This window comes from Deltaproteobacteria bacterium (assembly GCA_026388415.1).
In the GTDB taxonomy this organism is placed as follows: domain Bacteria; phylum Desulfobacterota; class Syntrophia; order Syntrophales; family JACQWR01; genus JAPLJV01.
In genome coordinates this window covers 18,072-39,785 of record JAPLJV010000012.1, presented here as the reverse complement: position 1 = coordinate 39,785, position 21,714 = coordinate 18,072, and the positions used below count along the sequence as shown (strand labels likewise).

At 51.3% G+C, this 21,714-nt stretch carries 18 protein-coding genes and 2 tRNA genes; 10 read left to right on the top strand and 10 right to left on the bottom strand.

Going from position 1 to position 21,714, the window contains the following annotated elements; translation table 11 throughout:
- Positions 1–64: 64 nt before the first annotated feature.
- The 7 genes from NT140_03035 to NT140_03005 form a co-directional block, all read right to left on the bottom strand.
- On the bottom strand, positions 65–3,493 hold the full coding sequence (locus tag NT140_03035) for an N-6 DNA methylase (protein ID MCX5830857.1): 3,429 nt from the start codon (positions 3,491–3,493) through the stop codon (positions 65–67).
- A complete protein-coding gene (locus NT140_03030) occupies positions 3,483–3,647 on the bottom strand; it encodes a hypothetical protein (protein ID MCX5830856.1) in 165 nt (54 codons plus the stop codon). Before NT140_03030 ends, NT140_03035 begins: the two co-directional genes overlap by 11 nt.
- A gap of 25 nt (positions 3,648–3,672) precedes the next feature.
- Positions 3,673–6,810, bottom strand: a complete 3,138-nt coding sequence (locus NT140_03025) for a helicase-related protein (protein ID MCX5830855.1) — start codon at positions 6,808–6,810, stop codon at positions 3,673–3,675.
- Between the two features lie 77 nt (positions 6,811–6,887).
- A complete protein-coding gene (locus tag NT140_03020; GenBank protein ID MCX5830854.1) occupies positions 6,888–7,283 on the bottom strand; it encodes a YkvA family protein in 396 nt (131 codons plus the stop codon).
- A 21-nt stretch (positions 7,284–7,304) separates the two neighbouring features.
- On the bottom strand, positions 7,305–8,657 hold the full coding sequence (glmM, locus tag NT140_03015; GenBank protein ID MCX5830853.1) for a phosphoglucosamine mutase: 1,353 nt from the start codon (positions 8,655–8,657) through the stop codon (positions 7,305–7,307).
- Between the two features lie 56 nt (positions 8,658–8,713).
- Complete coding sequence (locus NT140_03010; GenBank protein ID MCX5830852.1) at positions 8,714–10,282, bottom strand: ATP-binding protein; 1,569 nt, start codon at positions 10,280–10,282, stop codon at positions 8,714–8,716.
- Positions 10,283–10,292: 10 nt separating this feature from the next.
- Positions 10,293–11,162, bottom strand: a complete 870-nt coding sequence (locus NT140_03005; GenBank protein MCX5830851.1) for an ABC transporter substrate-binding protein — start codon at positions 11,160–11,162, stop codon at positions 10,293–10,295.
- Between the two features lie 207 nt (positions 11,163–11,369).
- Here NT140_03005 and NT140_03000 point away from each other — a divergent pair, with 207 nt between their 5' ends.
- The 4 genes from NT140_03000 to NT140_02985 all read left to right on the top strand — a co-directional run bounded on the left by NT140_03000 (position 11,370) and on the right by NT140_02985 (position 16,226).
- The gene (locus NT140_03000) at positions 11,370–13,400 is read left to right on the top strand and encodes a TonB-dependent receptor (protein MCX5830850.1); all 2,031 of its coding nucleotides are present in this window, start codon (positions 11,370–11,372) and stop codon (positions 13,398–13,400) included.
- Between the two features lie 123 nt (positions 13,401–13,523).
- A complete protein-coding gene (locus NT140_02995) occupies positions 13,524–13,652 on the top strand; it encodes a hypothetical protein (protein ID MCX5830849.1) in 129 nt (42 codons plus the stop codon).
- 151 nt (positions 13,653–13,803) lie between these two features.
- Positions 13,804–15,108, top strand: a complete 1,305-nt coding sequence (gene gptM / locus NT140_02990) for a geopeptide radical SAM maturase (protein ID MCX5830848.1) — start codon at positions 13,804–13,806, stop codon at positions 15,106–15,108.
- A gap of 83 nt (positions 15,109–15,191) precedes the next feature.
- Complete coding sequence (locus NT140_02985; protein MCX5830847.1) at positions 15,192–16,226, top strand: response regulator; 1,035 nt, start codon at positions 15,192–15,194, stop codon at positions 16,224–16,226.
- 57 nt (positions 16,227–16,283) lie between these two features.
- Here the strand turns inward: NT140_02985 and NT140_02980 are convergent, their stop codons facing one another.
- Positions 16,284–16,436 carry a hypothetical protein gene (locus tag NT140_02980; protein ID MCX5830846.1) on the bottom strand — a complete coding sequence of 51 codons (153 nt, stop codon included), beginning with the start codon at positions 16,434–16,436 and terminating at the stop codon, positions 16,284–16,286.
- Positions 16,437–16,610: 174 nt separating this feature from the next.
- Between NT140_02980 and NT140_02975 the strand changes: the two genes are divergently transcribed.
- Together NT140_02975 and NT140_02970 are read left to right on the top strand one after the other, a co-directional pair.
- Positions 16,611–17,108, top strand: a complete 498-nt coding sequence (locus NT140_02975; GenBank protein ID MCX5830845.1) for a rubrerythrin family protein — start codon at positions 16,611–16,613, stop codon at positions 17,106–17,108.
- A gap of 21 nt (positions 17,109–17,129) precedes the next feature.
- On the top strand, positions 17,130–18,737 hold the full coding sequence (locus tag NT140_02970) for a Na/Pi cotransporter family protein (GenBank protein ID MCX5830844.1): 1,608 nt from the start codon (positions 17,130–17,132) through the stop codon (positions 18,735–18,737).
- Here the strand turns inward: NT140_02970 and NT140_02965 are convergent.
- A complete protein-coding gene (locus NT140_02965) occupies positions 18,721–19,476 on the bottom strand; it encodes a ubiquinone/menaquinone biosynthesis methyltransferase (GenBank protein MCX5830843.1) in 756 nt (251 codons plus the stop codon). The genes NT140_02970 and NT140_02965 overlap by 17 nt on opposite strands.
- Positions 19,477–19,649: 173 nt before the next feature.
- Between NT140_02965 and NT140_02960 the strand changes: the two genes are divergently transcribed.
- Positions 19,650–19,726 (top strand) — tRNA-Met (locus NT140_02960).
- A gap of 68 nt (positions 19,727–19,794) precedes the next feature.
- On the opposite strand, the gene NT140_02955 is transcribed toward NT140_02960, so the two are convergent.
- Positions 19,795–20,790 carry a D-alanine--D-alanine ligase gene (locus tag NT140_02955; GenBank protein ID MCX5830842.1) on the bottom strand — a complete coding sequence of 332 codons (996 nt, stop codon included), beginning with the start codon at positions 20,788–20,790 and terminating at the stop codon, positions 19,795–19,797.
- Between the two features lie 112 nt (positions 20,791–20,902).
- Between NT140_02955 and NT140_02950 the strand changes: the two genes are divergently transcribed.
- The 3 genes from NT140_02950 to NT140_02940 all read left to right on the top strand — a co-directional run bounded on the left by NT140_02950 (position 20,903) and on the right by NT140_02940 (position 21,711).
- Positions 20,903–20,976: transfer RNA gene (locus NT140_02950), tRNA-Gln, on the top strand.
- A gap of 240 nt (positions 20,977–21,216) precedes the next feature.
- Positions 21,217–21,513 carry an RNA-binding protein gene (locus NT140_02945; protein ID MCX5830841.1) on the top strand — a complete coding sequence of 99 codons (297 nt, stop codon included), beginning with the start codon at positions 21,217–21,219 and terminating at the stop codon, positions 21,511–21,513.
- A gap of 66 nt (positions 21,514–21,579) precedes the next feature.
- Entirely contained in the window at positions 21,580–21,711 is a 132-nt protein-coding gene (locus NT140_02940) for a hypothetical protein (protein MCX5830840.1), read from the top strand.
- The last annotated feature ends 3 nt before the right edge of the window (positions 21,712–21,714 follow it).

The window sequence follows — 21,714 nt, the reverse complement described above, 5'->3', positions numbered from 1 at the left end:
AGTCTATCCCCAATTTGAAGTGGTTTAAATCAAGTTTCCTATAAAACACCGTCAGACTCCAGCGTTATTTTATCGGCCAGCCGCCGTGGGCGTCGATGACGCGGTCGATCTCGGCCATGAGGCGGATCGTTTCGTGGAGGGCCACGACGATGCGATGGTAATGGACGAGATCGTCGGCGCCGAGCGTCCTTCCCTTCCGGTCCTTGAGCCATTTTTGGCAGACCTGGTAGCCGCCGATATGGAAGTTCCAGACCTCCTCCGGCACGCCGCGGAAGCCGACCGTGCCGGTGACTTTTATGTCAGTTGCGCCCTTCTTCGGCTTGATGGCATTGATCCAGACGGTACTGTCGGACCAGCCTACCTTGTCAACCACCGGTTCCGCCGGGCCGGCGAAGGCGATGCAAACAGGTGGCGGTGTGGTGTAAGCAAAGGTCCAGCCGTCGATCTTATCATACTGGATGGAAATGCCCGTCTGCACCGGGGCTTCGACGAGGTGGAGGGCGACAAGCTCGCTGCCGAGTTCTGCAAGCGAATTGAACAGTTCTATGCTGCTTGTTAGTGGCAGGCAGGGGAAGTCTCTCTTAAGAAAATCGGAATACCGGCAACGGTAAGATGGACTGAAAAGAATGCAGTACACATAATATAGGATTGTCTTTTCTGAGGCTTCGCTAAACTCATGTGGCAGTTTGTTCTTAAAGAATTCTAGATTAAAATTCGTCGCTATATCACCTAATCCAAGTTGTCCGGTTGCTGAAGTCAAGTAAAGTGGGAGAGTATAACCGCGCTCTTTAGTCCGGTTTGAAACGTAGCAGTCATCTGTCAACCCTCGTGTTATAAAGACATGCTGCCACGTTGGGCTTGAAAGCTGTCTGCATATATGAAGGGCTAAATTCTTACTTCTTGGCTCCATATGCTGCATAATAGGTCGCCTTGGAGAGCCAACAAGAGAATCATGGTAGAATAACCGCCGAACGTCAAAAGGGCGATAGTTGAAGAGCCGAATAAATTGCTTTGGGCCACTTTCCCGGCGAATACTTTGCCGTGATTTCGCGATGTTCCACCATCCGGGCATTTCAAGCCCTAGTTCGCCGCATAAATCCTTATCCGATGCATTAGAGTCTCTAAATCTCGATACTCGGTCAAGAATTGGTTTTTCCTCAAAGTCTACTACAAAATCATCTCTAAGCGTTCTTATGCCTGTGCTGTTAACTTTAAAAAGTTGGAGAAGAGGCATGCCAGTTTCGTACTCTTTCTTTGTTATTGTATCTGTTGGTTCCATCAAAAAGAAAGGTAGCTCGGGGTTAACAGAGACAAATGGTGTTGATTGTACCGTGTGATCAGAGAGAAATCTATATTTTGCTTCTCTTGAACCTATCATCTCTGCATACCCGACAAAAGCGTGCTCCTTTGGCCCGCGACATCCTAAATGAATAGCAACGCCGGCGTTTGCTATATCGAAAATATTTACATCAGGCGTTTCGCTCATTCTACGTGTACTTGTGCCTGCATATCCGAGAAGATTCAAAATATAGAACTTTGGGAACGAGTTGATCAAGCTGTAACGCATGCCCCGCAATGTTGGGTTAGCCATAAATCCATTGTTTGTAACGAGGCCATAAATTCCCATCTGCTGAACAGCTAATTGTGCATAGCGGACAAATTTCACGTAGTCGTCGTTAATGTTTTTCTCAAGAGACAATGCACCACGTTCTCTAATACGTTCCTCATCAATAAACTTGTATTTTTCAACAGGAACACGTAATTCAGGGCTTAGATTAGCTGATAAATTGGAATACGGCGGATTGCCGATGATGACGGTGAAGCGTTTGTTGCTTTTGATTGCATTGACGGCCTGTGCCTCGTGGCCAAGCGCCTCGAACAAGTTCGCGGCAGCCTGCTCAGCCAGTATTGACGGCGGTTCGAGGGCATTGGTCAGGTAGACATGGGCACGTTCGTTGGAGCCGAAACGGTAGCCCGTTTCAAAGAGTTTCAGGCCGATCTTCATGTGGGCAATGGCGTAGGGAGCCATCATCAGTTCGTAGCCGTAGAGCCGGGGGAGGAGATGTTTCGGCACATACTCATTCCAGAGCCGATCGAATTCCAGCTCCAGACGTTTCTCCCTTTCCCATTTGGCCGTCATTGTTTTGTGGATGATATCAATCACTTCCACGAGAAAGGTGGCCGTGCCGGTGGCAACATCAAGGATCTGAACAAAAGGTTCCTCCTCGGATACGCCCTCCGGGATTTTGATGGCAGGGTTTCTTTTTGCCATCTCGCCCCAGGTAGTCGTGTCGGCCAGGCCGTCGGCGAGACCGAATTCAGTTTGCAGGAGTTCGTGGACACTGCGGACGATATAGGAGACCACGGGTTGCGGGGTGTAGAAGACGCCCCGCTTAACTTTCATTTTCTTGTCGTATTCGGCCAGGAAGAGCTCGTAAAAGTGAATGACGGGGTCCTCCTGTCGGGTGCGATTGCCGAAGTCGCGGAGGATCGCCTCCATATGGGTGTCCGGGCTGTTGAGGAGATCAACGACGTCCTGAATGCCCAACTCGTCGAAATCCATCTTGCCCTTCCGGCCGCCGATGGTGAGAAATGTCCCCAGCATCTCCCGAAGAAAAGGATTGGTCACCGGGACCATGTCGGTCACGTTTTCCGCGATGATACCCATCGGGCGGGAGACGCGGGCCGCCAGCAGGCCGTAGGCGATGGTCTGGGCGTACATGTCGGCAAAGTCGTCTTCCGAAAGGTCATGAATCAGGGCAGCGCGGAAGGCTTTGTGCAGCTTGCGCAGCGGGCCGCGTTCCGTTTCCACGGCCAGCACCTGACCGGCGCGGCGGCGGATGCGGCGGGCCAGGTCGGCAAGACGGATGGCCAAATCTTTCGACGTCGTGATGACCTGCCGATGACGCAGGGTAAAGGCGGATGACCATCTCTCCCGCCAGCTGTCCAGGTCCTTTTCATTCTCCGGCCAGTGGAGCTTTTCCTTCAGTTCGTGGTGAACGTTGCTAATGTGGAGGGCCGTGGCGGCATCGTCCCAGCCGAGCACCTTCAGGGTAGGCAGATCGCCGGAGGTGGCATCCTGAGTGAAATGGGCAAAGGTGATCTGGCGCTGGTCGTCTTCCCCGTAATTGGAAATGAAGAGAAGGTCATGGAGGTTCCAGGTGGCCAGATCTGATTTACTTGCCGAGGCGCGCTTCCGGACAACCAGTTGGCTCAGTATCCGGCGGAGGACAACGACCGGCAGGCGTTTTGGTTCAAAGCGGATAAAGAAAATACCCCAGGGCTGGTTTGAAACGAGGGGGCGCAGTTGCTTGATCTCTTCGATTTGCGTGGCGGTTGAAGCATCAATACCCAGTTCTTCAGGCTCATAGTCGAAAGTAAACTTATCAAAATCGTCCGCTTCGATGGGCCAGTCCAGTTCGTCGCGGAGATATGCGATCAGGGCGGGAATGTCACGGATGGAACGGATGCGGTCGAGAGGGTCAGGGGTCATCAATGCCTCCGGGTTCCTGAATATCCTTTTCAGGGGAAGACTTCACCTTCAGAATCTTATCCCAATTTTTATCTGCCTTCCGAAAGCGATCGTTGAAGTCCTCGTCCTGGAGCTTCTCCTCCAAGTATTGATCAAAATTAGTTTTCTTTATCATCTGTCAGGCCAAGGTTCGCAATACTTCATCCCAGCTCCATCCAGGCCTTGAGGATGGCCTTCACGCCGATAGGGGCCTGCACCCGCTTGAAGTAGGTATTCTTGATGTGCTTTTCCACGGATGTTCTTATTTCAGCGAGAGTTTTGTCCGGTATTGCCCGCTTACGCGGTGTTTCCGGCTTGCTGCGGATCAGGCCAATGATGTCCGCCGGCTCCGAAATGATGCGCTCTCCGATGAGATCGTAGAGGTACCAGCCCGTTGTGCCGTTTTCTTCGCTCCAGGTCTCCGATCCATCCGGTTTCTTGCTCAGGGCGGGAAGCGCCCAGCAGAAAAAGACCGCTCTGGCATCGGTTTGGGGGTGGGCCTTGCCGCTGAAGACCCGGCCGGGCAGAAGCGCCAGGCGCGCCGCGAGATCGGGGTAGTCCTTCAGGAGTTGCTGGTATTCGAGGTGCATACCCTCGAGAATGGATGTCGTTCCTTCATAGGCATGATTGAAATCCTTCAGGGCATCGTAATCGTCTTCCGGGGTTAGAAGCTTCTTGCCTTCGATGCCGAAGGTCTTGGATATCCGCAATGTCTTGTGGGTGACCCTGCTGTACAGGCTCAGCAGGATATTCAGTTCATCAGGCGGCAGGAAGTTCCAGTACGCCACGGCGCCCCGGATCATTTTCTGGTCGGGGTGGTCGGTCAGAATTTTTTCTTCGATCTCCGGGTTCAGCCGCCGATCAACACGGCCGATGCGCTGCATGAGGCGGACCGGGTTCCAGTGAATATCGTAATTGATCAGGCGCGTTGCATCCTGCAGGTTCAGGCCTTCGGAAAGCACATCCGTGGCGATGAGAACTCTGGATTCAGTGAGGCTTTCCTCTTTTAGCGTGGCAGACGAGGCATCATTGTAATAGGGCGCGAATTGCCGAATGATCTCGCCCCGATCACGCGACGTGGCGCTGTCCACCTCGTCAATGCCCTCTATTCCGGCTTCCAGGAGCTCTTTCTTCAGATAGCGCGCCGTGGACAGATACTCCGTGAAGATCATGACCTTATGTTTCTTGAGGACGGCATCGTTTTTAAGCAGGCGAATCAGGGCGAGGAGCTTGTCATCGTGAGAGGGCTTGAATTTCTCAAGTTCTTTAATAAATTCGGTGAGCTGATCCATGTCGAGAAAAATCTCGGTCAGGATCTCTTCCACGCGGTATTCATCCCGGTTGAGCTCTTCCACGTCCTCCAGCATCTCCTCGGTGACGAGTTCATCTTCGCCCAGTTCCTCCCGATCCCCTCCGAAGAAGTCATTCCGTTGTTCGCTTACATGACGGATAGAATCCCCATGCTGGGCCTTCCAGCGGTCCAGACGGTTGGATTCCGAGGAGGTTTTGCTGTTCTTCGTGGCGAAGGCCAGGAGCTTAACCAGCAGGGCGTTGCATGATAGATTGAAAGCATAGACGGAACTCTCAAAGCGCTTGAGGAACAGAGTCCTGATCAGTCCCACCACTTCCCGCTGCCGCCCTGCCTTCAGGGGATCAATCGTGGTGTCGGGGCCTTTGTAATAGGCCAGGGGATAGTACATCGCCAGTGAAAACAGAGGTTTCTCCCTGGAGAAAGCCTCTTCCAGCATGGACAGGAGCCGGCCGTACGTCTTCTTGATGGAGTAGTGAGCAACCTGGGGATCTCCCCGCCGGGGGAATAGGGCTGCATAGCCGCCTTGCTGGAGCTGGCTGGCCTTCACGTAGGCACGGCTGCGTTGCACAACGAGCGCTCGGAATAGATTGTCGTTCAGCAGAACCCTCTCCGCTTCCACGGCATTGGTTTCCATGCCGTCATTCTCTGCCGCTTGCCCAAAAACGATCTGTTCCAGATCTTTTTCCATCTTGCGGAAGTGGCCGGCGAGGGAGTGGATTCCCAGGGTAGATTTAAAAAAATCGGGTTTGAGGCGGGTAAATAGTTCGATCATGTGCTGGAGGTCAAGGAGGCGGTTGTTTATGGGCGTGGCCGTCAGCAGAAACATGCTTTTGCCATCTGCAATATCGTACAGGTGGCGATAACGGGTGATCCTGCCTGATTTTTCCCCTTTGACACCCGGATTGCGAAAGTGATGGGCTTCGTCAATGACTATGGCATCGGCCATCTCCTTGATGCGTTCGAGACGGGCCGGAAATTCACCCGCACGGAGCAGATCGGTATGGTTGTAGATCGCCAGATTGCTAAAATCCCCGCCGCCAAGATGGGGCAGGTAGCGACGGATGGCGCTCTCCCAGACGGGCTTGCGCGCCGCCTTCGGCACGAGCAGCATAACCCGTTTCCGCTCGTAAACGACAAGCCGCTCGATGACCATCAGGCCGATAAAGGTCTTCCCCAAACCGACGCCGTCGCATAGAAAGGCGCCGCCGTGCTGGCCGGAGATTTTCATCAGGGATTGGTAGCCTTCCTTTTGATATTGGTCGAGGACGGGATACATGCGGGAAGTGCCATTTTCCCATTCGCCCGTCGTCATCTCATGAGCGCGGAAAAATTCCTGCAGGGCCTTGGCATAGATCTCGAACGGGCTGTATTCCCTTGTGTGACGCTCGATAATCCGGAGGATTTCTTCCGTTATTTCATGGGCTTCGTTCCAGTGCCGGTCATACCACTCCTGAAGCAACTCAACCTCCCGCCGCACCTGGATGTTCAGCTCCACGTTGTCCGTCAGTCCGGGATGGGTGAAGTTGCTGGAACCAACGAGGGCCGCCGAACCGACGACGGCGTGCTTCGCATGGGTGATATAGGCTTTGGCGTGAAATTTTTCTTTGGTATAGATACGGCATTCGATCTGCCGCTTCCGGAGGGCATCAACAATGGGAGGCACACCTGACAGAAAATCGTCGCGTTCCTTTTCCTTCTCAATACTGGCGTCGAGGATCGTCCCGGCTGTTTGGACGCCGGCCATCAGGGCTTGCTTTGTCCGCCGTGAAACTTCATCACCCATGAGGATGCGCAGCTTTTCGAGCTTCTGCCATTGGCCGTCCAGGGCGAGCAGGGCGCCGATCTCAAAGTAGCCGGTGGCAATATCGAAAGAGACGGACAGGTCGGCCCACTGTTCCAAGTAGTTCCGGACCTTCCAGTCCTTATCGCTGTTGTCAACGATAAATAGTTCGCTTCCAGCCTTAGCCGGCAATCGTTCCGTTACCATGGCTACGGCTACCCCTAAACACATTATATTGCAAGGAAATTATGATCTTCAGGATGGCTTATATGCTTCCGGTAAGATCAGGGGCGATTTAGCGCCCGGAATATCAACCAGAGGAGCAGGGCCGCAGTCACGACCCAGATAGCTACGATGACCACCGCCGCAATCTTGCCCGCCCGCGTCGCCCGTCCGACGATCTCCTCCGCTTGCCGGCGGCACTCTGCGAGGACCTCCTCCGGGATCAGTCGGATGACGAGCAGGATTCCCAGCGGTATCAAAACCAGATCGTCCAGATAGCCAAGGACGGGGATGAAGTCGGGGATGAGATCAATCGGGGAGAGGGCGTAGCCGACGACGAGCAGGGCCAGCGCCTTTGCATACCAGGGGACGCGGGGGTGACGGCAGGCGACGACGAGCGTGAAGGTCTCTTGCTTCAAGACCCGCGCCCGCTCCTTCCAGGAACCGGATGAGTGCACGCGTGTCCTCCTTATGCGTTGTCAGGCCAGTTTTTCCTGCGCCACGGCGGCGATCTGACGGCAGTAACGTTCCGTGAAATCGGCGTTCGGCCCCTCAACCATGACACGGCATAAATTCTGCGTGCCCGAATAGCGGACGAGCACCCGGCCCGCCGCACCCAGTTTATTTTCCACATCTTTAATGATTTTGACAAGTTCCGGTATCGTATCGGGGTCATCTTTTCTGGTGACGGCCACGTTTATCAAGGTCTGGGGGAAAACAGTCATGACCTGCGCCAGTTCCGACAGGGGGCGGCCTTCCTGCAGCATGACGGCCAGCACCTGCAACGCGGTAATCATACCGTCCCCCGTGTTATGATGTTCTAAAAATATGAGATGTCCCGAATCTTCGCCGCCGATGACGGCGCCCCGGTTCTGCATTGCCAGGAGAACCGCCCGATCTCCCACATCGGTCATGACCGAATCAATGCCCAGGGACTGCAAGGCAACCCCCATGCCGCAATTGCTCATGACTGTCCGGACAACCAGATTGTTTGTGAGCCGCCCGGCCTTTTTCAGCGCTGCCGCGCAGATGGTCAAAATCTGGTCCCCCGTCAGCACGGTCCCTTTTTCATCCACGGCAATCAACCGATCGGCGTCGCCATCGAAGGCAAAACCCGCGGCGGCGCCCTGTTCCACCACGGCCCGGGCCAGGGCCTCCGGATGCTGAGAACCGCAGTGCAGATTAATATTGACGCCGTTGGGCGTGTTAAAGAGAGTCGAGACCCGCACGCCTAACTGCCGGAAAGTCTCGGGCGCTATGTACGATGCGGCGCCGTGGGAGCAATCCAGAACGATGTTGACCCCGTCGAGATTGGTGGTCGGCAGAAAGGATCTTTTGACAAAATCCATATAGCGCGTTTCGGCGTCAACAAGCCGGGAAATCCGGCCGCACTGATCGGGCGCCACGCTCAGGAACGATGCATCCTGGTCCAGCAGCCACGATTCAATGTCCAGCTCGTTTTCATCGGCAAGTTTCCATCCGCCCGGGCCGAATATTTTGATGCCGTTATCCTCAAAGGGGTTATGGGAGGCCGAGATGACAACCCCGGCATCAGCCGGCAGTCTGCCGGTCAAAAAAGCGACCCCGGGTGTCGGCAGCACACCGGCTATCAAGGCATTGCCCCCGGCGGAACAGATGCCGGCCGCGAGGGCACTCTCCAGCATATCATTGGAGAGGCGCGTATCCCGCCCGATGATTATCTGCGGAACGTGCTGTCCGGGCTGACGGTAAAGGTGGGCCAAGGCCCTGCCGATATTGATAAACATCTCCACCGTCAAGGGATAGGAGTTGGCCTGGCCTCTTATTCCGTCTGTCCCGAACAATCTGCCCATCTGCTACCTCGTTTCTTAGTAAGTTAGAAGTTGCTTGCCGGTGGCAAGCAACTTCGTTAAATCGTGGGGAAAAATACTTTAAAGGTCGTCCCTTTTCCCGGTTCGCTGTGGCAGGTAATGTTGCCGCCATGGGTTTTTACGATTCCATGGACGACCGACAGCCCCATGCCGGTTCCCTTCCCCGGCCCTTTTGTTGTAAAAAAGGGATCAAAAATCCGTTCCTTGACGGAAGCATCCATGCCATGGCCAGTGTCGCTCATGGTCAGTGCCTGGTATCGTCCGGGCTTCATATCGATAGACAGGTCAGGATCGCCGGCATTGATCTCCCATTCGTCCAGCTTCACCTCCAACACCCCCCCGCTGTCTTGCATGGCATGACCTGCGTTGGTGCACAGGTTCATCAGCACTTGATGGATCTGCGATGGATCGGACAAAACAGGGGACAGACCGGATTTGAAGTCAGGGCGTATCTCGATGGTGTCCGGCAATGCCGTGCGCACCATTTTCAGGGCTTCTTCGACAATAGGTCTGATCAGGATAGGGTTTCGTTCCTGTTTGCCCTGACGACTGAAGGTGAGGATCTGCTTTACCAGGTCTTTGGCGCGGTTGCTGGCCTGGAAAATCTCTTTTAAATGATGGTCCATCTCGGTCTTCCCGGGATTAGTCAGCAGTCCCGACTGCGCATACCCCATAATAATTCCGATGATATTATTAAAGTCGTGGGCGATGCCTCCAGCAAGCGTACCGATCGCTTCCATCCTTTGTGAATGCCTGAGCTGTTCTTCAAGACGCCTTTTTTCCTCCTCCCGTCTCTGCAAGGATTCAGACATTTGATTAAAGGCCATGGCCAACTGGCCGATTTCATCCTCCATCTCGACAGAGACCCTTTCACCAAAGTTTCCTTTTCCCACGATTTGCACTTTTTCTATCAATCTGTTAAGCGGAATCACTATCCGTTTCGCCAGGAAATAGATAATTCCAAAACCGGCAAACGAAAAGACAATGCCGATCAAGGAGCTTTTCACTAAAAGGGCGCCAAGCTTTTTATTAAGGGCCGCCTTACCCACAGTTATCCGGACAAATCCGATAATACGTTTCTCGCCTGCCAGCGATTCTTTATCTATAAACAAGGATTCGGCGGTCTTATACCCTGAACTTGCGACGACAGGCGACCAGAATTCCATTTTATCCCCGCCGGCAAGATAAAAGGGGGAAGGTGCCTTAGATGCCTTAAGTAATATCCCGGCTTCAACTCGTCCACCGTTTTCCACCGCTTGCGCCTGTTTTTTCCCAGCCTCTGTCCCGGACCTTTCCCGCCTCAAGAGCAGACGCCCTTGCTGATTGTAGATGGATATTTCCACGATCTCCTCCTGCTGAAATATCCCATCCACAGGGGTTTTGAGCAGTTCTTCATTTTCAGAAAACACGCCGATTTTTGAATTGTAGGCCAGGATGCCGGTAAGCAAGAGGTTGTTTTGTACAAGCCCATCGGTCAACGACTTACTCTGATGATAATAAAAGAAGGCAGCAAAAGAGAATGTGATGACAAACATGAATAAGGAAAAAATCACGAAAATTTTAACGCCAAATTTTTTCTTGAAGATCTTCATAAACTTAAACCGCATGTAATATACCTCACCGGATGATCTTGACGTCTCTGATAACTTGTTGATCAAGAACAATGCCGAATTTCCTGGCTATGCCTACATTAATAGACAGCGATGCCTTGCGGGCATCAACATGCTGGGGTTCCATAAAATTGCCGCCTGAAAAGATCTTTTGCGCCATCTCTCCCGCTTGGGACCCCACATCGAAGGGATCGATCCCGATAGAGAGCATGGCCCCGAGTTCCAGGTATTTTTCTGAAAATGTGAGGATCGGCATTTTATTTTCCAGGGATAAGAGAAGTATGGATTTAAGTGTTTCCGGAGTTATCACTGTGATGTCCGGAAGCATCCAAAAGACGTTTGCCTTGCCTTTCATCGTATTGAGGAGCGCTGGGACGTCCCCGGAACGGTGCACCGCCGTTGCCGTCAAATTGACGTTCATCCTGACGGCGGCATTGCGCACCCCCTGAACGAAAATGCCGGTTTGATCAGGATCATAGAGGAGGCCAATGTCACGTGCGGCTGGAAGCATCTTTAAAAGCTCGCTCAACTGTTTCTCCGGCGGCAGATTCATGCTGACGCCGCTGATATTTTTCTCATCGGAAAGGAGGGAGCGGGGATTCAAAACCATACAATAGATAACCGGTATGGTTGTAAGGTGTTTGACACTTAACAGGGCATCCCTGCCCACGGCAAGCAGCATATCCGGCCTGATCTCACGAATCTTCTTAAGAACATCTATTTCTTTCAAATCGGAGATAAGAAGCCGTTCGACCGCTGAGCCGTAAACATGCTCAAATCCCTTAATGGCTTGCTCATAGGGCGCAACCGGGACGCTCTGGATAGCCAGGACCTTCTGTCCGGCTTCTGCCGACGCGATTAAGGATGCTAAAAGCAACAGAAGTATTAGTAAGTTAGAAATTATTTTTTGCGTTTTTCCGGCAAAAAATAATTTTGTAAACTTATTAGTAGTTAGCATTTGCTTTCGAGCAGAAAGCAAATGCGTTAACGCACTTATCCCGTTTATCGGGGTTAGGATCCTTTTTCCCACTATAATCCTTGTTACCGGTGTTGAAAATTTAAAAATGCAGATGCAAATAAACTCTTGAAAAAGTTAAATGAACGCTATATAAACTACCACAAGTTTATCGTTCTGAAAATAAAAATTTTTCTCTTGTTCTCCATGGGGAATATAGTGCAGCGTCGCTTATTAACTACCGGTATTTTCTTAACCGCTTTTTTTCTGACGGGGATCGGTTTTTGCCGTACCGCATCCGCCCAGTCCCAGGAGGAGATGCAAACCCTCCGCCTCTTTTATCAGGAAAAAGATCTGGTGATCTCGGCCACCAGAAATCCGAAACCTGTTTCCCAGGTGGCGGAAAATGTCACCGTGATCAGGGCCCAGGACATCGAGGCGATGAATGCCCATACCGTGGCCGAGGTATTGAACCGGGTACCGGGCCTTTTCGTCAATTTCAACCAGGATTTCGGCGCAAATTCTCTGATTAGTATTCAGGGTTCCGAACAACGGCACGTCCTGGTGCTCGTTGACGGCATCCCCTGGAATTTCCTGTCCGAAGGCAGCGCCGAGACCAATTCAATCCCCGTCGGCATCATCGAGCGCATCGAGATCATTAAAGGACCGGCGTCGTCGGCCTGGGGGTCTTCCCTGGGCGGCGTAATCAATATCCTGACCAAGTCCGCCGGAACAACGGAGAAACCTACCGGCATGGTAAAAGCTTCCTACGGTAAGGGGAATACCCAGGATTACAGCGCCCAGGTCTCCGGCCTGGCCGGGCCGGTGGGGTATTATCTCTTTGCCGGTCGCCAGGAGTCGGATGGTCTGAAATCCTCCAAGGGATTTGCTTCCGAAAGTTATTTTTCCAAGTTCAGCATCCCCGTGGCGAAGGGCATTGACCTTGGCTTGACCATGGGCATAAGCAAGCCGAAAAACCACTTTGGTGATGTTCCCAGCGGCGATACAACAACGTCATCGGATGCCCGTTCCTCTTTCCTGGCTGCCACGATTAGGGCCTCACTGACCCCGGATCTCGACCTGAGCCTCTCGGTGCACACGGTGGAACAGAAAACCAGTCTGAGCACGGATACATTGGGACTGGGAATTTTATCCCCTACGCCGCAGTTTTTATTAGAGAATACAGCCGACGAGCGAACCACGGGGGCAAGGGGTAAACTGGTGTGGACCAAGGGGTTGCACACGGCCGTGCTGGGGATTGATGCGGACCGGGGGACACTTGATCAAACGCTGCAGGCTGGGCCAACTCTGCAATCCTTCGGTCTTCCGGCAACATCGGCTGTCCAGCCGGCCATAACCAAATGGGCCCTCTATGCCAACGACACCATCGCCCTGGACCGGTGGACCATAACCCCGGGCATCCGGTATGATTACAACAGCATTATCGGCTCCTTTGTGAGTCCGAGCCTGGGTGTTACCTACAAACTGGGAGAAAATTCCCTGGCCCGGGCGTCTGTAGCCAGAGGCTTCACGCTGCCGCCGCTATCGGCGACTTCATCCGGCGGCTTGTTTCTGGAGCCCAACCCAGCCCTTCAGCATGAAAGCGTCTGGTCCTATCAGGCCGGCCTGGAATCCGCCATAACCCACTATCTCTGGATAAAGGGCACCATCTTTTATCACAAGCTGGATAATCAACTGATGAGGGAAGCGGGCGCCGCCGGACCGCCTACCAACAATGATCTGATCGTCAATAAAGGCAACAGCCGGCGACAGGGTCTGGAACTGGAAGCGGAAACGCTGCCCTGGCATAACGTCTCCGCGATCGCGGGGTTCGCCTATGTCGCGATCAAGTCTGACAGTGAAACAGAATCCCGAGGCAGGTACGCCTATAACCTCGGGGTGAAATATGACGACCGGAAATCCTGGCAGGCCCAGTTGTTCGGGCACTATATCTGGTGGGACTTGGATGGGGCTTTTCAGGCCGATTATGGCGACTTTATCTGGGACCTGAATCTGGCGAGAAAGATTATAGATACCCGGCAATTTGCCGCCCAACTCTTTTTGACGGCCCACAACATTTTTGACGGCGATCAGTATACCCTGGCCGATAGTAAGAATCCGGGACGCTGGGTCGAGGCAGGAATAAAAACCACCTTTTAAGCTTGCCTTTTATGCTGTAAATTACTAAGAGTACATAATTATACATTGGATCGGACTTGCCGTGACAGAATAACTTCTATTTTGGCATGGCAGCCTCTTAACCACTTATAACGGGAGGGACAAATGAAAGAGGAAAAAAAAGAGACCAAGCAGGAAATTATTGTTCTCGATGAGGGGATCGACATGGAGGCATTGATAGGGCCACTGTCGGTATGTTGTTGGTCGATATTCATGCCGTATAGAGGGAATTAAGGAAAAAGGGGCGCAACTGCCTATCAAGCGCCCCTTTTTTCAATCATCCGGGGTTTTACTCTCCGCCCTGTGTGGCGTATAGTGTGCGTGAGCGGATACGTCCTCTTGCGGCGGGGTATTATAGGCTGATGCGGGTATGTAACCTTTCTTAATGAATATGCAGCCCTCCTATTATCTGAAGACATATCCCTACCCGGATAACCCCGGTCAGCTCCTGGTCTTTTCTACCAAAAAAGCATCCGCAATTCTGCTGGATCGAGAAACATATCAATCCATGGAGAGAGGAACACTTTCCCCCGCCGCTGAGGCCAAGTTAGCATCATTAGGCATGGTCGTGGCGGATAGAGATGCGGAAAAACGAGTCATGCTCGGTTTTTTGGATGAGCGGAATCCCCACAATAGGGGGTTAAACATTATTGCCGTCCTGAACCTGGATTGCAATTTTGCCTGCCCCTACTGTTTTGAAGAAGGCCTCAAGGGAAACCTATACCTATCCGAGGCCACGGCGGATCGCTTACTTGCCTTTATCAAAGACAATTTCAGAGATAATCAGGATACGCTACTCATTGATTTTTACGGCGGAGAACCCCTTCTCAGCCTTGATCTTATTCAATATATTTCTCAAGCAGCGAGATCTTTTGCCGCCAGCCGGGGTGCGGTGTATTCTTTTACGCTGGTCACCAACGGATCGCTCTTTACCAGAAAGGCGGCCGGCATACTGGTTCCCCTGGGCCTGAAAAGCGTCAAGATCACCCTAGATGGACCGGCGGAAATTCACAACGCCCAGCGTCCTTTTAAGTCCGGCGCAGGCAGTTTTGACGCCATTATCAGGAATATTAAAGCTACCTGTGACTTGGTGAAGGTCGGCATCGGTGGAAATTTTACGGAACATAATTATGAAAGGTTCGTACTGCTTCTCGATTATCTGGAGGCAGAAGGACTTACGCCGGATAAAATTGCCTATGTGAAATTTGACGCCGTTGTCAACCGGCCGCAAGACGGCATGTCGCCCATCGAATATACCAGCGGCTGTGTTTCCATTAAAGAACCCTGGCTGCTAAAAGCGGGAGCCTTCTTGCGGGAAGAGATTCTCAAGCGGGGGTACCATACGCCCAAGCCGACCCCTCTGGCCTGCATGATCGAAACCACGGATGCTTATGTGGTCAATTATGACGGGGTTATCTATAAGTGCCCGGCCTTTATCGGTAAAAAAGATTTTGCCGCGGGAAATCTGGAAACAGGAGTCAGTGATTATTACGCAGCTCTTAAGCTGGGCATTTATAAAAACCCGGAATGCGCCGCCTGCGTGTATTTGCCCCTTTGTTTCGGCGGTTGCCGGTATATGACCTATGTTCGGGACGGAAACATCGACAAACTCGATTGTAAAAAAGAATATTTTGATGCCTCTCTGGAGACGCTGCTGAAGCAGGATATCCGGTACCGGTTGCAGAAATAATGTACTTTATTTGTCTTTTCCTCCCATTCATGCTACACAATTATGATCGCAAGCCAAAATTTATCTCCGGAGAAATCTGAAACATGAACAAACTCAGCATAAATGAAAGCGAATTATATCCTGCTCATGTTTTGATCGTAGATGACGACAGGTCGCTCGGGGAAATGCTTATGAATTTCATAAGCAAATGCACCGGATTCGATTGTATCTATTGTAATAGCGCCGGAGAGGCCTTGCGGGCTTTGGAGGAGAAAGTTTTCGATGTGATTATAACGGACATTAAAATGCCCGATATGAGCGGGCTTGAGTTGACAAGGATTATCAAGGAAAAATATGATTCCGGAGTTATAGTCGTTACAGGCTACTATGAAGATTTCACCTATGAACAGGCGATAGAGAACGGCGCCAATGACTTCATCGAAAAACCCGTGCGGCCCACAGAGCTGATTATCAGATTGAAGCGCATTCTTCGGGAACGCGCTATTTCATATAAGCGCCAACAGGCAGAGAAAGATCGAGATGATAGTTTTCAAAGTTTGCGAAAGGCTTTGGGGGCAACTGTTCAGGCCCTGGCCGTAACTGCTGAAATCAGAGATCCCTATACGGCCGGTCACCAACGCAGAGTAGCCGATCTTGCCCGCTCTATTGCGGCGAAGATTGGCCTCAGAAGTGATCAGATTGACGGCATCCGGACGGCAGGCACTATTCATGATATCGGCAAGATATCCGTTCCCGCAGAGATCCTCAGCAAACCCACAACTTTATCTAAGATTGAATTCAGCCTGATCAAAGTTCACTCCCAGTCCGGATATGACATTTTGAAAGACATCGATTTCCCCTGGCCGGTTGCACGGATGGTGCTGGAGCATCACGAGAAGATGAATGGTTCCGGATATCCGCGTGGGCTCAGGGGAGATGACATTCTCTTGGAATCCCGGATTATTGCAGTGGCCGATGTGGTGGAGGCGATCGCTTCGCACCGGCCCTACCGTCCTGCCCTTGGGATTGACGTGGCGCTGAGTGAAATTGCCAAGGATAAGGGCATCCTCTATGATAGAGATGTTGCGGATGCATGCCTGAAACTATTTCAAGATGACGGCTATATATTGCCGAGCTAACGAATGGGGTCATACATTATTCCCATGGCCCGGTCCAGCGTGACGAGCGCCACGACGTCAGGTAAGCTTTTCCTGCACCACAGCCGCGATCTGACGGCAGTGACGCTCCGTCAAATCGGCATTGGGCCCCTCGACCATGAAGCGACATAAATTTTGCGTTCCCGAATAGCGGACGAGTACCCGGCCCTCGGCGCCTAATTTATTGTCCACATCCTTAATGCCTCCGGATGAGTTCCGGTATGGAAGCAGGATCATCTTTTCTGGTGACGGCCACGTTGATCAAGGTCTGGGGAAAAACAGTCATGATCTTCGCCAGTTAGTGCCATCATGAAAAAGGCGATGCAAACAAGAAAATTTTTCATCAACAGAAAGGAGAAACCAGCCATGTCAAAATCAGAGGAGAATTTAAGAGAGGCTTTTGCCGGTGAGTCACAGGCTAACAGGAAGTATCTGGCCTTTGCCGCCAAGGCGGACAAGGAGGGATTTCCGCAGGCAGCCAGACTTTTTCGTGCCGCGGCGGAGGCAGAAACGGTGCATGCCCTCAATCATTTGAAGGCGCTGAAGGGGATTTCAAGCACGAAGGAAAACTTGCAGGCCGCCGTCAACGGGGAGACGCATGAATTCAAGCACATGTATCCCGACATGATTGCTGCGGCCAAGGCGGAGAGCAACAAGGAGGCCGGGCAAACCTTCCATTGGGCCAACGAAGTGGAGAAGATTCACGCCGCGCTTTACCAGACGCTGCTGGACAACCTGGGGAAAGCAGGGGAGAGCTACGCTTACTACGTCTGCCCTCTTTGCGGCTACACGTCCGAAAAAGAGGCGCCGGAGACCTGCCCCGTCTGCGGCACCAAGGGCAAGGCCTTTAAAAAAGTGGAATAAAACAAATTTGATGGGGGGATAGTGCTGCAGGGGATAGTGCTGCTCGCTACCGGCATCGTCTTGTTCCTTTTCGGGATGATGAAGCTGAGCGCCAAGATGCAACTGCTTTTTACCGCCCGGATACGCGCTTATATAAAATACGCCGTCCGGAAGCCGGTCTATGGTTTGCTTACGGGTGTGGCTTCCACTATCGCCCTGCAGAGCAGTTCCGCCACTACCGTTTTGATTATCGGCATGGTCAGCGCGGGCTTGATCAGTTTTTACCACTCCCTCGGGATGATCCTGGGCGCCGATATCGGCACTACCCTGACCGTACAGTTAGTGGTCTGGAAAGTCACCGATTTATCCCCGCTTTTTATCATTGTCGGCGGTACGCTCTGGTTAGCGGGAAAAACTAAATGGGCTTCCGGCGGGGAGGTGGTTTTTTGCTTTGGACTCCTTTTTTTTGGTTTGCATCTGGCTGCTCAGGCCACGGCGCCTTTACGCGACAATCCGGCCCTGATCCGGTTTTTGCAGGAAACGAACAATCCCCTCCTGGGATTGGGCATCGGGCTGCTCTTTACGGGTCTTATCCATGCCTCGGCCATCCCGATCAGTATCCTGGTAATTCTGGCCCAACAGGGCCTTGTCACCTTGCCCAATGCCCTGCCGGTGGTGATCGGGGCTAATATCGGCACCACTGTCACCGCGTTGATGGCCGGCGCCGTTTCCGGAAGCCTCAGCGCCAGAAAAAGCGCCCTGGCGCACTTTCTTTTTAAGTTAGCCGGGGCCATAATATGTTTTTTAGCGCTGCCTTATTTCATCGGGCTGATACAATTCCTGGCGAGCCAGCCGGCGCAACAGATCGCTCTGGGGCATTTTTTATTCAACCTCTTGATCGCCCTTACTTTCATCTTTTTTTTGCGCCCCTTCGCCCGCATGGTCGAAAAGTATCTGCCGGGTGAAGACCAGGTGCTGCCGCTCTGGCCCGAATATCTCGACGAAAAATGTTTAGCCAACGCCGGTGAGGCCCTGGACTGCGTTCATAAAGAGCTGGCGCGAGAAATGATGCTGACTCAAAGTATGTACGCCGAACTGATCAATATGATTGATGAATACCGGGAGGGCAAGGGCCGGAAGGTGCTTTATATCGCCTGGGCGGTCAGCCATTTACGCAAGGAAATAGTGCAGTACCTGCGTCAGGTGTCAACCTATCACCTCACACCGGCGCTCTCGGCCAAGTTATTTGCTTTCACAGGCTTAGTGGATGACATCACCCGGATCAGCGACCAGATAGTTGTCGTCGTCGGGCTGATGAAGGACAAGGCTGAGAAAAACGTAGATTTTTCTCCTGTCGCCCAAATCCAGTTGCAGGAGATCGCCCATCTGGTGGCGGACAACCTGGCGCATGCCGGGCACTTGCTGGCCAAGCCGGATGAAGCAGAGAGCGCCTTGCTTTTCCGGCTGGAAGAAGAGATTGACGCCCGAGTAAAATCAGCCCGAGAATCACATCTGGTGAGGTTTTGCGAAAAGGTGTGCAACGCCGAGGCGGGGCCGATATTTGTGGAAATTATGATCTATCTGGAACAAATTTCCGATCATTGCCAGAGTATTGCCGAATATGCCGCCGAACTCAAACAGAGGGTTTAACGCCTGAAAACAGATAGGTAATGCCGAAGGTCAAGGGGTATTTTTTGACCTCGATCAGGCCTGCCTCGGCCATCAGGGCGGCAAATTGATCGGGCGGCGGGAAATTTTTTATGGAATCGGCCAGATAAATATAGGCATTGGCGTTGGCGGTAAATGCCTTCGCCAGACGGGGTAGTATTTGCTCCAGATAAAAAATGTGCAAAATCCTGAAGACTTTGTTGCGGGGCACGGTCATCTCCAGGACCAGCACCTGCCCTCCTGGCGCCGCCACCCGGATCATTTCCTGCAGCGCCCGGAGCCGATCGGGAATATTGCGGATGCCAAAGCCGGTCGAAACGACGTCAAAGCTGTCATCGGCAAAAGGCATCCAGGTGGCGTCGCCCAGGACCAGCCGGATGCGGCGGTTAAGGCCGGCCTTGCCCAGCTTGGGCTGGGCCTTGACGATCATTTCCCGCACAAAATCCAGCCCCACGGCCTCGATATGAGGGTAGCGCATGGCGGCATCCATGGCCAGATCGCCGGTGCCGCAGGCCACATCCAGCAACCGCTGTGTCTGGAAAAAACGCATGTGCTGAACGGCAAAGCGCCGCCAAAAGAAGTCACGTCTTAAGCTGAGGAAATGATTCAGAAAGTCATACCTCTCGGTGATGGCGCCGAATATTTCCTTCACCATGCCGATGTGCTCGGCGTTCGTTGCCTGCGTAACGGATGGATATTGTTTCCCTTTAATTTTGCTCATTAATCCTTGTATCCATCCAAAAATTCGCCGAACCGTCTTCTTCATTGGCAAATTGCAGCGGCGACTATCAGGCAGAAATAATATCCTTTAATTTTGCGGCCTTAGCTTTGCTTTCCAAAAGCGTCAATCGGGGGTTGACAAGGAGCCCCAACTATAATAAAGGACGCTCGGAAGGCGGTGTAGCTCAGATGGTTAGAGCATACGGCTCATATCCGTAGTGTCCGGGGTCCGATTCCCTGCACCGCCACCATTTAACAATCCAACACAGTTTCATACCGTGCAAAACCCGTTAGAAATAGCGGGTCTGTGGAACAAATCTTAATTCGCTAATTTGATAATTATATTTATCAGGTTTTTATAATAGATACCCGCACTTTTCATTAGCAGCGGAAACATAGAAATATCCGTAAAACCGGGCAGTGTGTTTATTTCATTCAAATATACTCTGTTATTATTTATAAAAAAATCTACTCTGGCAAAGCCTTTGCAGTCACAAAGATGATAAACTTTCTCTGCCAGATTTTTAATTTCTTGTTTAGTTTTAGAATCAAGCTTGGCTGGAATTGCTACCTGTGTCCTGTTTTTTTCATATTTTTCATCAAAATCATAGAAAGCTCCATCCAAAACAAGTTCCCCTGGATCAGATATTGTTAATTCTTCATTACCTAACACTGCCACCTCAATTTCCCTGGGGTTTACAAGCCCTTGCTCGACCAATATTTTATCATCATGCCGAGCCGCATCCCTTACGGCTTTTTTCAGATTTTTAAAATCAGTAACTTTATTAATACCGACTGAAGAACCAGAATTTGAAGGCTTGATATAAACTGGCAATTCAAAATTATTTTTTATTTTTGCTATCCACTTTTCAACATCGCTTTGTGTTTTGTCCCGCAGATCTATAAAATCAAAATTTACCTGATTGATCTTATATCCCGCCAAAAATGTTTTGAAGACAGCTTTATCCATACATAAACTCGAACTCAAAACCCGGCAGCCACAATATGGCACTTTCTGGATTTCTAAAAGTCCTTGTAATGCGCCATCTTCTCCATATTTACCATGAGTAATCGGCAGAGCGACATCAAATAGTCTTGAAAAATCTCCAACATTAATATTATTTTTTTCAGAAATACTATTTATTTCTTCTGCGTTTTTCAAAATATAAAATTGATTATTTTTGTGCCAATAAACCAGAACTAAATTATATTTTTTATAATCAAAATATTTAATTATATTCTTGGCCGAAATTATTGATATGTCAGCCTCATTACTTATGCCCCCAAAGAATAACCCCACAGTTCTCTTTTTCATACTGTTTTTCTCTTAATATTTAAGCTTTTTGTCAAGTAAAATTCCGCGAGTTTTTTACTATTGATAATAAAATTAGTTTTTGTTATAGATGCCGGCAACAGACCATTACTGCTGGGGGATCGTTCAATGGTAGGACAACGGACTCTGACTCCGTGAATGGGGGTTCGAGCCCCTCTCCCCCAGCCATAAGAAATTAAAAGGGATTTTCCGATTGACGGTCAATCCCTTTTTTCTTGTCAGGCAATAAAAAACCCCGTGCAGGGAAAGGAGAAAATTTTCAATCAGCATGATTGAACGTACTTAGTATTTTCACGATTAAGCTTGACAGAGCCGGCATATCTAATTAGAGTCGCTGCAGTAAATAAATTTAAGAGAAGTGATGTTAAGTAACGATAACCATTTAATTTGCTACCAAAGGAGCCCCAAATGAATATCTATGTAGGCAAGTTGGCACAGAGTGTCACGGAAGATGAATTGCGCACGGCCTTTGCGGCCTTCGGCAAGGTTGATGCAGTCAATATCATCAAAGACAAGTATACCAGCCAGTCGAAAGGATTCGGGTTCGTGGAGATGCCTTCCGCCGAGGAAGCCAAATCAGCGATGAGTCAACTGCACGGCAAAGATATGAATGGCCAGGCCCTTGACGTCAATGAAGCTCGTCCCCGTGTTGAGGGTAGCAGAGGCGGTGGACGACGTGGCGGTGGCGGCGGGCGTCGTTTTTAGTAAGTCGGAAAACATTGCTGTAAAGAGATGCCTGCCAATAATCCCAAAATAGCCTGGAAGCGGGGTGTGCCGAAAAGCGCTCTGCTGCTGCTTGCCGGGGCCGTATGGATAGGGGTAGCCATCATGCTGAGGTTATCTTATTCCTGGCTAAGGACCGAAAGCCGGGATAGCGCCGTTGCGTGCGCTACTATTTTATGATTA